This is a genomic window from Brachybacterium atlanticum, assembly GCF_025669985.1.
Lineage (GTDB): Bacteria > Actinomycetota > Actinomycetes > Actinomycetales > Dermabacteraceae > Brachybacterium > Brachybacterium conglomeratum.
In genome coordinates this window covers 1-12,488 of the sequence record NZ_JAKJJW010000006.1, presented here as the reverse complement: position 1 = coordinate 12,488, position 12,488 = coordinate 1, and the positions used below count along the sequence as shown (strand labels likewise).

Genomic DNA, 12,488 nt, shown 5'->3' with positions numbered 1-12,488 from the left:
CCGCGCGCGCCCGGGGCGTCCGCATCACGGGCCCGGAACAGCCCCCGGGAGTGACGCGCACCCCTCCCGGGAGCTGCTCCCGTCAAGATCTCCCCACCTTTCAGCCGCCATGGCAAAAACTTGGCAATGACGCGGTCGCCTCGCTCGCCCGACGCGCTGACCTGCACCTAGGTTGGTCGACGTTGTTCAGCGGCGCGTACTTCCCCGTCCGGCGTCGCGCACGGGACAGCTGCCGTGCCGGAACCGATGCACGGACGAGACCCGCAGTCGAAACGGAAGAGGATCCCAGGTGGCGAATCATCGCGCTGATGGACGCGCCACGGTGCGCAAGCACCGTGCGGTCGGAGGAACGCACCGCGACCACGCCCTGGCCGCGGGCGCCGTGAAGGCGGGCGTTCTCGGCGTCCTCGCCACCGCTACCATCGCCGCTCCTCTCGCCGCCGCCGCCGCGGGCACCGACGAGGCCGCACCGGCCGAGCCGATCGTCCAGGCCCCCGCCGCCGCACCGCAGGCCGCCGCCGCGATCGCCCCCGTGACGCTGCCCGGCGCGACCGCGACCACCGAGGCCGCCGTCGAGGAGCGCGACGTCGAGGGCGACGCCGCGAGCCGCTCTGAGGAGCGCACCGCCCCCGCCGCCGCGGAGGACGCCGCCGAGGACGAGGCCGAGAGCACCGGCATCGAGGTCTCCGTGCCCGAGCCCGTCGTCACCGAGGCCGCTGCGGGCGCGGAGGTCGCCGACAGCACCGCTTCCGCCGAGGGGACCGACTCCGCGGACGGCGAGGCCGTCGTCGGCAGTGACTCCGGCTACATCCGCCCCTCCTCCGGTTCCATCACCTCCGGCTACGGCGGCCGCGTCCACCCCGTGCTCGGCTACTACAAGGGCCACGACGGCGTCGACTTCGGCGCCGCCTGCGGCGCCCCGGTCAAGGCCGCCAAGTCCGGCACCGTCGTCGCCGTCGAGTACCACCACGCCTCCGGCAACCGTGTGAAGATCGATCACGGCAACGGGGTCGTCACCGGCTACTACCACCTCCAGGGCTTCAACACCTCGGTCGGCGCGACCGTCGCCCAGGGCGACACCATCGGCTACGTCGGCTCGACCGGCCGCTCCACCGGTTGCCACCTCCACTTCGCGGAGATGGACGAGGCGGGCAACTACTCCGACCCGATGTCGCTGCTGCGGTGACCTCCTCCGGCGCGCCCGTCGTCCTCGGGGTGGAGTCCTCCTGCGACGAGACCGGCTTCGGGATCGTCTCGGACGGGGCCCTGCTGGGCCAGGGCCTCGCCTCGAGCGCCTCCCAGCACGCGATGTTCGGCGGCGTCGTCCCCGAGATCGCGGCCCGCGCGCACCTCGACGCGGTCGTCCCGACGCTGCAGATCGCCCTCGACGACGCGGGCGTGCAGGCGCGGGACATCACCCATGTCGCGGTGACCTCAGGTCCCGGCCTCGCCACCGCCGTCCACGTGGGGCTCGCCGCCGCGAAGTCCATCGCCTGGGCGCTGGACAAGCCTCTGTACGGGGTGCACCACCTCGCCGGCCACGCCGCCGCCGACACCCTCGAGCACGGCCCCCTGCCCGAGCGGTCCATCGTCCTGATCGTCTCCGGCGGGCACACCTCGATCCTCGCCGTCGGCGACCTCGTGCGCGATCCGATCGAGCACCTCGGCGACACCCTCGACGACGCCGCGGGGGAGGCCTTCGACAAGGTCTCCCGCCTGCTGGGTCTCGGCTACCCGGGCGGGCCTGCGATCTCCCGTGCCGCGGTCGGCGGCGATCCCGCCGCCTTCGCCTTCCCGCGTGCCATGCTGCGGCCCGGGGATGCGCCCTTCAGCTTCTCCTTCTCCGGACTCAAGACCTCCGTTGCCCGCACCGTGGAGACCCTCGAGCGCGCCGGCGAGCCCGTGCCCGTCGCGGACATCGCCGCCTCCTTCGAGCAGGCGGTCGTCGACGTGCTGGTCACCAAGGCGCTGCGGGCCGTGCAGGAGCGCGGGCTGGGCACCCTCGTCATCGTCGGCGGGGTCGCCGCGAACGCGCGCCTGCGGGCCGTCGCCCAGGAGCGCTGCGACGCCGCCGGGGTCGAGCTGCGCATCCCGCCGCCGCGGCTGTGCACCGACAACGGCGCGATGATCGCCGCGGTCGGCGACCTGCTGGTGCGCTCCGGCGCCGAGCCCAGCGGGCTCTCCATCGCCGCGGACCCCTCCGCCGTGCTCCACGGTGCCCAGCTCCCGCTGCTGCGGTGAGGTCCCTCTCACACCCTCGGTCGCTCGCGCCGCCGGCGTGCTCCATCACCCCCAGGTGTTGCTAGACTCCTGGAGTCCGCCCGCGTAGCTCAGTGGATAGAGCGTCTGCCTCCGGAGCAGAAGGTCGTAGGTTCGAATCCTGTCGCGGGCACCGAGTTCCGAGCCGCGTCCCCGATCGGGGACGCGGCTCGAGTCGTGCCGGGGGCTCAGCTCTGCTCGCCGCGCAGCTCCCGCAGCCGCTGCAGCACCTCACGCGCCGCGGTGGTGTCCGCGATGCGCAGGGCCGCCGCGGTGTCGCCGCCGCCCACCTTCAGCGTGACGTCCTGCTCCTCGGCCGCGGCGAAGACGGACTCGTCGGTCACGTCGTCGCCGAGGTAGAGCCAGGCGTCGGAGGCGCTGGCCCGGGCGAGCGCGTCGACGGCGACGCCCTTGGACGTGTGCACCACCGAGAACTCCACGACCTCCTTGCCGGGGGTGACGGTCACGTCCGGCAGGGTGGTGGCGTACTCGAGCGCGGACTCGGTGGCGTTGATGCCGCCTCGGCCCCGGGCGCTGCGGGTGTGCAGCACCGCGGCGGTGGGCTTGGTCTCCACCTCGGTGCCCGGATGCGCGCGTGCGATCCGGCGCAGAGTCGCCGTGATCGTCGCGAGCAGCTCCTCCTTCTCCGGTGTCATCGACAGCGCGGAGCGGTCCAGCACCTCGGCCTGCATCCACGGCGGCAGCGCACCGACCTCCGCGCCGTGCGAGCCGACGAGCACCACGGAGCTCGGCATCTGCGTGTGCCGGTCCAGATCCTCGAGGGCGCGGCCGGAGACGAGCGCCACCGCGACACCGGGCAGCTCGGCCAGGTCCCGCAGCGCGCCGAGCGCCTCGGCATCGGGCTGGACCGCATCGCGGTCCTCGACGATCGGGGCGAGCACACCGTCGAAGTCCGAGGCGATCAGCAGGCGCGGAACGTCGGCGAAGGCGCGCAGCGCCTCGTCGATCTCCTCGGGCGCGCTGGGCTCGTCGCCGCGCAGCCTCACCACGGGCACCGCGGCCTGCGCTTCGCGCCCGGCGTGCTCGAGGTGCTCGAGGAAGTCGTGCGCCCAGGACTGCACGTCGTTCTCCATCACCTGATGGCGCAGGGAGCGCATCGCCTCCTCCTGCTCCTCCTCGGGCATCGCCAGGGCGCGCAGGATCGCGGACTTCAGCTCGTCGATGTCGTGGGGGTTCACCAGGACCGCCGCACGCAGCTCGTCCGCGGCGCCGGCGAACTCGCTCAGCACCAGCACGCCCTGCAGGTCCGGGCGGGAGGCGACGTACTCCTTGGCGACGAGGTTCATGCCGTCCCGCAGGGCGGTGACGAGCACCACGTCGGCGGCCATGAACAGCGCGGTCATCTCGCGGCGATCGAAGGAGTGGTGCTGGTAGGAGACGGCCGGCCGGCCCAGCGGCGCGTGCTCGCCGTTGATGCGGCCGACGGTGAGCTCGACCTCGTCGCGCAGCTGCCGGTAGGCCTCGACCCTCTCGCGGGACGGGGTGGCGACCTGGATCATCACCGCGTCGTGCGGGTCGATGGACCCGTCGTCCAGGAGCTCGCCCCAGGCCTTCAGACGGTGTCGGATGCCCTTGGTGTAGTCCAGGCGGTCCACCCCGAGCACGATCTTGTCGGGATCGCCGAGGTCGTGCCGCAGCTGCGCGGCCCGCTCCCGGATCTCGGGATCCTCGGTGAGCGCGGAGACGGCGGCGGAGTCGATCGAGATCGGGAAGGTGCGCGCCTCGACCTCGCGCCGCGGCGCCGCGCCGAGGCCGGGTACCGAGATCGTGGTGCCCTCCACGTGGTAGCCCAGCAGCTTCCGCACCGCGGCGACGAAGTTCAGGGTGTCGCTCTCGCGCTGGAAGCCGAGCAGGTCCGCGCCGAGCAGCCCGCGCAGGATCGAGTTGCGCTTGGGCAGCTGGGAGAACAGCTCCACGGAGGGGAAGGGGATGTGGTTGAAGAACCCGATCCGCACGTCGGGCCGCTTCTCCCGGATCAGCCGGGGGACGAGCTGCAGCTGGTAGTCGTGCACCCAGATCGTGCCGCCGCGGGCGGCGACCGGTGCGGCCGCCTCGGCGAAGCGCTGATTGGCCGAGAGGTACGAGTCCCACCAGGTGCGGTGGAAGACGGGGTCGACGATCACGTCGTGGTACAGCGGCCAGAGCGTGGCGTTGGAGTAGCCCTCGTAGTAGCGCTCGACGTCCTCCTGCTCGAGCCGCACCGGGTACAGGCTCATCCCGTCGGCCTCGAAGGGGTCCGGCGCCTCGCCGGGCGCTCCGGCCCAGCCGACCCAGGCGCCGGAGTCGACGGTGCGCATCACCGACTCCATCGCGGTGACGAGGCCGCCGGGGCTGGTGACCCATTCGGTGGCGCCGTCGGGGAGGGTGCGGGAATCGACGGGCAGGCGGTTGGCGACGACGACGAGCTCGTGGCCGGGGGAGTGGTCGGGGACGGGCGTGGTGGACACCGTGACTCCTTCGCTGGGTTCGGGGCTGGGCGAGGAGCGCATGCGTCGGGCGTCCGAGGACGGGCCGTGGCGGCTCCCGCGCCGACAGGGTGAGCCTATCAAGTGCGATCCCTCACGCGCGGCAAAGCTGTATGGGGGCACGACGCTCTCACCAGGGCACTCGCCGCTGCGCCCGGACTCCTCCGGACCTGCGAGGATGGCGCCGACCGGTCGGTGGCCCGCTGCCGGCGCCACCACCGGCGGACCCTGGCGAGGTGTTCGCGGAGCGGACCTCCGCGCCAGGCCGCGCCCGTCCCTCGTACGATCCCAGGGCGCCGCCGGCGCGACCTCTTCCCCCGGAGACCAGCGAGGACCAGGAGCCCCCATGCGCGCCCACGAAGCCGGTGCCCTCCACGGCAACGACGCGGCCCCCACGTGGCTGCCCTACCCCAGCGACGTCAATACCCTGATCGACGGCCTGTGGTCCCGCACCACCCGCCGCACCGAGGACGGCGCGGTCGAGGTGGGCGGGGTGAGCGTCGCCCGGATCGCCGAGGAGGTCGGCACCCCCGCCTTCGTGCTCGACGAGGACGACTTCCGCCACCGGGCGCGCGCCTTCCGCGACGCCTTCGCCGAGGCCTTCCGCCCCCTCGCCGGGGCCGACGTCTACTACGCGGGCAAGGCCTTCCTGTGCGGCGCTGTCGCCCGCTGGGTCGAGGAGGACGGACTGGGGCTGGACGTGTGCACCGGCGGCGAGCTCGCCGTCGCCCTGCGCGCCGGCTTCCCCGGCGAGCGGATCGCGCTGCACGGCAACAACAAGTCCCTCGCCGAGATCCGCCGTGCCCTCGAGGCGGGGGTGGGCCGGATCGTCGTGGACTCCCTGGACGAGATCGACCTGGTCGACGCCATCGCCGCTGAGCTCGGTCTGCGCGCCGCCGTGATGCTGCGGGTGACCACGGGCGTGGAGGCGCACACGCACGAGTTCATCGCCACCGCCCACGAGGACCAGAAGTTCGGGCTCTCCCTCACCGGCGGCACGGCCTTCGAGGCCGTGCGCCGGGTCCTGGCCGCCGAGCACCTCGACCTCGTCGGCCTGCACTCCCACATCGGCTCTCAGATCTTCGACACGGGCGGCTTCGAGGTCGCGGCCCGGCGCGTGCTGGACCTGGTCGCGCAGGTGCGCGACGAGCTCGACCACACGATCACCCAGCTCGACCTGGGCGGCGGCTTCGGCGTCATGTACAACACCCAGCACACGCCCTCGACCCCGGAGGCCCTCGCCAGCGGGATCGCGGGAATCGTGGAGAAGCAGTGCCACGAGCTCGAGCTCGAGGTCCCCCACGTCTCCTTCGAGCCCGGCCGCGCGATCGCCGGACCCTCCACGCAGACGCTCTACTCCGTCGGCACCGTCAAGGACGTGCGCCTGGGCGGCCCCCACCACCGCGTCTACGTCTCCGTCGACGGCGGCATGAGCGACAACGTCCGCACCGCCCTGTACGACGCGGACTACTCCTGCCTGCTCTCGGGCCGCGTCTCCGAGGAGCAGCCCGAGGTGGTGCGCGTGGTCGGCAAGCACTGCGAGAGCGGCGACATCGTGGTCAAGGACGAGTACCTCCCCGCCGACGTGCGCCGCGGCGACCTGGTCTCCGTCCCGGTCACCGGCGCGTACTGCTACTCGCTCGCCTCGAACTACAACCACGTCCCGCGACCGCCCGTGATCGCGGTGAAGGACGGGGAGATCCGCACCCTGATCCGTCGCGAGACGGAGGAGGACCTGCTCGGCCTCGACGTCGGCTGAGCCCGCCCCTCCCGCGAACCGCACGGCCCGGCCGTCCCGCCCCGACCAGGACGCACGCGTTCAGACGCGGTCACGCGGGCGCGGCCACCTCGGCTACAGTGCACACGCCCGCCCCTCCCGCCCGTCGGCCCCTGTGGAAGGACCCTTCGCAGATGTCACAGACCGTCCCGCAGCCTCCGGCGAGCCCGGACAGCTCCTCCCTCCCCGCCCTGCGCGTGGCCGTGCTCGGCGCGGGCACGGTCGGCACCGAGGTGCTGCGCCTGATCGCGCAGCAGGGGGACGAGCTCGCCCACCGCATCGGCGCCCGCCTCGAGGTCATCGGGGTGGCCGTGCGCGATCGGACCAAGGACCGCGGCGCGCACGTGCCCGCTGCGCTGCTCACCGACGACCCCGGCGCCCTGGTGCGCGAGGCCGACCTCGTGATCGAGGTGATGGGCGGCATCGATCCGGCCCGTGCCCTGCTGCTGGAGGCGATGGAGCACGGCGCGAGCGTGATCACCGCGAACAAGGCGCTGCTCGCCCAGGAGGGCGCCTCCCTCTACGAGGCCGCGGACGTGCACGGCGTGGACCTCTCCTTCGAGGCCGCCGTCGCCGGTGCCATCCCGCTGGTCCGTCCGGTGCGGGAGTCCCTCGCCGGGGACCGGATCCAGCGCGTGATGGGCATCGTCAACGGCACCACGAACTTCATCCTCGACGCCATGACCCGCACCGGCGCCGACTTCGACGACGCGCTCGCGAGCGCGCAGGAGCTCGGCTACGCCGAGGCCGATCCGACGGCCGACGTCGAGGGCCACGACGCCGCGGCGAAAGCTTCGATTCTTGCGTCGCTGGCCTTCCACTCCCGGGTGCGCCTGGCCGATGTGCACTGCGAGGGCATCACCGCCGTCTCCGCGCAGGACATCGCCGCCGCCGGGCGGATGGGCCGCACGATCAAGCTGCTGTCGATCGTCGAGCGGGTCGAGGAGGAGAACGGGGAGCGGATCTCCGCCCGCGTCTACCCGGCGCTGATCCCCGACTCCCACCCGCTGGCCTCCGTCTCCGAGGCGTACAACGCGGTGTTCATCGAGGCCGAGGCGGCCGGCTCCCTGATGTTCTACGGCCAGGGCGCCGGCGGCGCGCCGACCGCCTCGGCGATCCTCGGCGACGTCGTCTCCGCGGCGCGCTCCCGCGTGCACGGGGGAGTGGGGCCGCGCGAGTCCCGCTACGCAGAGCTCGAGTCGATCCCGCTCGAGGAGCTGCGCAGCGCCTTCTACATCTCGCTGACCGTGCAGGACCGTCCCGGCGTGCTCGCCGAGATCGCCGGGACCCTCTCGGGCTACGGCATCTCGATCTCGACGATCCACCAGGAGCTCCTCCACTCGCGGGAGGAGGGCTCCCAGTCCCTCGCCCACATCGGGATCAGCACCCACCGGGCGCTCGAGAGCGCGATGACCGCGTCGCTGGACATGTTCTCCTCGACCGCGACCGTGCTCAGCATCGACTCCGTCCTCCGCATCGAAGGAGATTGACCCCCATGGCCCATCAGTGGCGCGGCGTCCTCGCCGAGTACCGCGAGCACCTGCCCTTCGAGAAGGGTGACACCCTGCTGACCCTCGGGGAGGGCGGCACCCCGCTGGTCCCCGCCCCTGCGCTCTCCGAGCGCGTCGGCGCCGAGGTGCACGTGAAGGTCGAGGGCATGAACCCAACCGGCTCCTTCAAGGATCGCGGCATGGTCTCGGCGATGTCGCGGGCGGTCAGCGACGGCGCGACCGCGGTGGTGTGCGCCTCGACCGGCAACACCTCCGCCTCCGCTGCGGCCTACGCGACAGCGGCCGGCATCACCTGCGCGGTGCTGATCCCGCAGGGCAAGATCGCCGCGGGCAAGCTCGCCCAGGCCGTGGTGCACGGCGCGAAGCTGATCCAGGTCGACGGCAACTTCGACGACTGCCTCGAGATCGCCCGCAAGCTCGATGCGGAGCACCCGATCGAGCTGGTGAACTCCGTGAACCCCTTCCGGCTGCAGGGGCAGAAGACCGCCGCCTTCGAGGTCGCCGACGCGCTGGGCCGCGCCCCCGACATCCATGTCCTGCCCGTCGGCAACGCCGGGAACATCTCCGCCTACTGGATGGGGTACAAGGAGTACCGCGAGAAGGGGATCACCGACTCGCTGCCGGCGATGTGGGGCTTCCAGGCCGCGGGCGCCGCCCCCTTCGTCGCCGGACACCCGATCACCGACCCCGAGACGATCGCGACCGCGATCCGCATCGGCGCCCCCGCCTCCTGGCACCTGGCCGTCGAGGCCCGAGACGACTCCGGCGGCCAGATCGACGCGGTCTCCGACCAGCAGATCCTCGACGCCCAGAAGCTGCTCGCCGCCGAGGTGGGGATCTTCGTGGAGCCGGCCTCCGCCGCGGGCGTGGCCGGGCTGCTGCAGCAGGCCGAGCGCGGGCAGGTGCCCGCCGGTGCGACGATCGCGATCACCGTGACCGGCAACGGCCTGAAGGACACCGACACCGCCCTCACCCAGCACGACCTCACCCCGACGGTGGTGCCGGTGGACATCGCAGCGGCCGCGGAGGCCATCGGGCTGTGAGGATCCAGCACACGCAGGTGTCCGTGCAGGTCCCCGCGACCTCCGCGAACCTCGGCCCGGGCTTCGACACCCTGGGCCTGGCGCTGGACCTGTGCGACGAGCTGAACGTCCGGGCGACCACCGGCGGTCTCGAGATCACCGTCGACGGAGAGGGTGCGGGCTCCGTGCCCCACGGCGAGGAGCACCTGGTGGTGCGGGCCCTGCGACGCGGCCTCGACCACGCCGGCGCTCCCCAGAGCGGGCTGGCACTGCACGCCGTGAACCGGATCCCGCACGGCCGCGGGCTGGGCTCGAGCGCCGCGGCGACCGTGGCGGGCCTCCTGCTCGCCCGCGGGATGGTCTCGGAGCCGGAGGCGCTCGACGACGAGACGGTGCTCCAGCTCGCCACCGAGTTCGAGGGCCATCCCGACAACGCCGCGCCCGCGCTGCTGGGCGGGTCGGTGCTCTCCTGGATGCACGGATCTCTCGCGCGGGCGGTGCCGCTGCGCCACGCCGCGGAGGTGCTGCGCCCCGTGGTGCTGCTGCCCACCGCGACGCTTTCCACCCACCGGGCGCGGGGCCTGCTGCCCGCGGAGGTGCCGCACGCCAACGCCGTGTTCAACGCCTCGCGGGCCGCGCTGCTGGTCCACGCCCTGGCCGGGTCGCCGGAACTTCTGATGGAGGCGACCGAGGACCGGCTCCACCAGGAGCAGCGCGCCCCCGGCATGCCGGAGAGCGTCGAGCTGATGCGGGTGCTGCGCCAGGAGGGCCACCCCGCGGTGATCTCGGGCGCCGGCCCCTCCGTGCTCGTGATGGCGGGCAGCCGACGCGAGCTCGCCCCGCTGGTGCGCCGCTTCGTCCGCGATCCCGCGGGCTGGCGGATCGCCGAGGTGGCGCTGCGTGAGCAGCCCTCGGCCCCTGTGGTAGGTTGACCCTGCGTCCAGGCGACATCGCACGACGCTGATCCCTGCGCCATGGTCCCCTCAGGGGATCCTCTGCGCAGATCTCCGCGCCCCGATGTGCTCGCCGAGCTGTCTCTCCGAGCAGCGCCTCGCACGGTCCCGCATCTCCTCGTCGATATGCCCCACGGGTCCGTTCGCCGCCCTCGACGCACCCCGAAGCACACCGGCAGGTCGGTCGCGGATGCCCCGCACCGCGGACGAACCCCCTGCACGGACCCGCCGCCGCAGCGCCCGGGCACGTCCCCCGGCCCTGAGCGGCATCCAGACCAGACATGAACCGGCGCGGCCGGTTCGACAGGAAGGAACCCGGGTGAACGACACCACCTCCGGCGCGGACCTCGCGGCGAAGAAGCTCCCCGAGCTGCAGGCCATGGCCGCCGAGCGCGGCATCAAAGGGGCCCGGCGACTGCGCAAGGGCGAACTGATCGAAGCGCTCCGTGGGGGAGCGGTCCCCGCCTCGACCGGCGCCTCCGCCCCTGCCCAGAGCACCCCCGCGCCCGCCGCGGAGCCCACCGCTGCGACGTCGGCCGCCTCGGCGCCCGCCGACACCGCCTCCTCCGCTCCCGAGGCCGCCGGCTCGTCCGACGCGGCCTCCGAGCGTCCCCGCACCCGCTCCCGCTCGCGCAGCACCCGCGAGGCCTCCGCCCCGGAGGCGGCTGCGCCCGATCTCGGCATCGAGCTGCCTGAGCGCAGCGCCGCGCGCGAGGACTCGGGCACGCGGCAGGGCGGCCGCGGCCGCCGCGGCGACCAGCAGGACCAGGGCGGACGCGACCAGCAGGGCCGTGATCAGCAGGGAGGCGAGCAGCAGAACCGCGACCAGCAGGGCGGTCGCGACCAGCAGCAGCGCGGCGACCAGCAGCAGCGCGAAGGCCGGGGCCGCGGCGATCAGCAGAACCGCGGCGATCAGCAGAACCGTGACGGCCAGCAGAATCGTGACGGGCAGCAGGATCGTGAGGGCCAGCAGAACCGCGGCCGGCAGAACGAGCAGGGCGGCTCCCCGCGCCGCCGCCTCGAGGACATCGAGCTTCCCGACCGGTCGGGCGAGCAGCAGGACGGCCAGGGCGGCGACGGCTACGACGACGACCGCCGCGGCCGCTCGCGCAGCCGCAGCCGCTCGCGCGATCGCAAGCGCCGCGGCCGCGGCGGCGAGCAGGGCGGTCAGGGCGGCCAGAACCAGCAGGGCGGTCAGGGCTCGCAGGACGACAGCGAGGTCCGCGAGGGCGATGAGCTGATGACCATCGCGGGCATCCTCGACATCCGCGACAACCACGCCTACGTGCGCACCACCGGCTACCTGCCCGGCCCGAGCGACGTCCACGTGACGATGAACCAGGTGCGCAAGTACGGCCTGCGCAAGGGCGATGCCGTGACCGGCCAGGTCAAGGCGCCCCGCGAGGGCGAGGAGCAGCACGTCGAGCAGGTCCAGCACCACGGCGGCGGCCGCAACCGCCGCGGCAAGGGCGGCCAGAACCAGGGCAAGTTCGCCGCGCTCGTGCAGGTCGACACCGTCAGCGGCATGCCCGTCGAGCGGGCCCGCCAGCGGGTGGACTTCTCCAAGCTCACCCCGCTGTACCCGGACGAGCGACTGCGCCTGGAGACCGCGCAGAACTCCGTCGCGCCGCGGATCATCGACCTCGTCTCGCCGATCGGCAAGGGCCAGCGTGGTCTCATCGTCGCGCCCCCGAAGGCCGGCAAGACGATCATCATGCAGCAGATCGCCAACGCGATCACCGCGAACAACCCCGAGGTCCACCTCATGGTCGTGCTCGTCGACGAGCGCCCCGAGGAGGTCACCGACATGCAGCGCACGGTCAAGGGCGAGGTCATCGCCTCGACCTTCGACCGCCCCGCCTCGGATCACACCATCGTCGCCGAGCTCGCGATCGAGCGCGCGAAGCGTCTGGTGGAGCTGGGCAAGGACGTCGTGGTGCTGCTGGACTCCCTCACCCGTCTCTCCCGCGCCTACAACCTCGCGGCCCCGGCCTCCGGTCGGATCCTCTCCGGCGGTGTGGACGCCTCGGCGCTGTACCCGCCGAAGCGCTTCTTCGGCGCGGCGCGCAACATCGAGCACGGCGGCTCGCTCACGATCCTCGCCTCGGCGCTGGTGGAGACCGGCTCGAAGATGGACGAGGTGATCTTCGAGGAGTTCAAGGGCACCGGCAACATGGAGCTGCGCCTGTCCCGCCACCTCGCCGACAAGCGGATCTTCCCGGCGGTGGACGTCAACGCCTCCGGCACCCGTCGTGAGGAGGTGCTCATGGGCAAGGACGAGCTCTCGATCATGTGGAAGCTGCGCCGGGTCCTCGGCGCCCTCGAGCAGCAGCAGGCGCTCGAGCTGCTGCTGGAGCGGGTCAAGAAGACCCAGTCCAACACGGAGTTCCTCATGACGGTCCAGAAGAACACCCCGAGCGTGGGGGCGCGCAGCGGCGACTGATCCCGCTGCCGCCACGGCCGACGGACGGGCCGGGACC

The 12,488-nt window shown here is 73.0% G+C and carries 8 protein-coding genes and 1 tRNA gene; 8 read left to right on the top strand and 1 reads right to left on the bottom strand.

All coding sequences use genetic code 11. The annotated features are described in order from the left end of the window. Positions 1–289 precede the first annotated feature (289 nt). From L3K22_RS04260 to L3K22_RS04250, 3 genes are all read left to right on the top strand, one after another. Positions 290–1,186 carry a M23 family metallopeptidase gene (locus L3K22_RS04260; RefSeq protein ID WP_263310302.1) on the top strand — a complete coding sequence of 299 codons (897 nt, stop codon included), beginning with the start codon at positions 290–292 and terminating at the stop codon, positions 1,184–1,186. Then, positions 1,183–2,241 (top strand): tRNA (adenosine(37)-N6)-threonylcarbamoyltransferase complex transferase subunit TsaD, encoded by a 1,059-nt coding sequence (gene tsaD, locus L3K22_RS04255; RefSeq protein ID WP_263310301.1) that lies wholly within the window; start codon positions 1,183–1,185, stop codon positions 2,239–2,241. Before L3K22_RS04260 ends, tsaD begins: the two co-directional genes overlap by 4 nt. Positions 2,242–2,319: 78 nt before the next feature. Next, positions 2,320–2,392 (top strand) — tRNA-Arg (locus L3K22_RS04250). A 55-nt stretch (positions 2,393–2,447) separates the two neighbouring features. On the opposite strand, the gene L3K22_RS04245 is transcribed toward L3K22_RS04250, so the two are convergent. Then, complete coding sequence (locus L3K22_RS04245) at positions 2,448–4,727, bottom strand: bifunctional alpha,alpha-trehalose-phosphate synthase (UDP-forming)/trehalose-phosphatase (RefSeq protein WP_263310300.1); 2,280 nt, start codon at positions 4,725–4,727, stop codon at positions 2,448–2,450. Positions 4,728–5,091: 364 nt separating this feature from the next. Here L3K22_RS04245 and lysA point away from each other — a divergent pair, with 364 nt between their 5' ends. From lysA to rho, 5 genes are all read left to right on the top strand, one after another. Then, the gene (lysA, locus tag L3K22_RS04240; protein ID WP_263310299.1) at positions 5,092–6,504 is read left to right on the top strand and encodes a diaminopimelate decarboxylase; all 1,413 of its coding nucleotides are present in this window, start codon (positions 5,092–5,094) and stop codon (positions 6,502–6,504) included. Positions 6,505–6,656: 152 nt separating this feature from the next. Next, positions 6,657–8,012 carry a homoserine dehydrogenase gene (locus tag L3K22_RS04235; protein WP_263310298.1) on the top strand — a complete coding sequence of 452 codons (1,356 nt, stop codon included), beginning with the start codon at positions 6,657–6,659 and terminating at the stop codon, positions 8,010–8,012. A gap of 5 nt (positions 8,013–8,017) precedes the next feature. After that, entirely contained in the window at positions 8,018–9,076 is a 1,059-nt protein-coding gene (gene thrC, locus L3K22_RS04230) for a threonine synthase (RefSeq protein WP_263310297.1), read from the top strand. After that, the gene (gene thrB, locus L3K22_RS04225; protein WP_263310296.1) at positions 9,073–9,987 is read left to right on the top strand and encodes a homoserine kinase; all 915 of its coding nucleotides are present in this window, start codon (positions 9,073–9,075) and stop codon (positions 9,985–9,987) included. The genes thrC and thrB overlap by 4 nt, the downstream gene beginning before the upstream one ends. A gap of 340 nt (positions 9,988–10,327) precedes the next feature. Next, entirely contained in the window at positions 10,328–12,451 is a 2,124-nt protein-coding gene (gene rho / locus L3K22_RS04220) for a transcription termination factor Rho (protein ID WP_263310295.1), read from the top strand. The last annotated feature ends 37 nt before the right edge of the window (positions 12,452–12,488 follow it).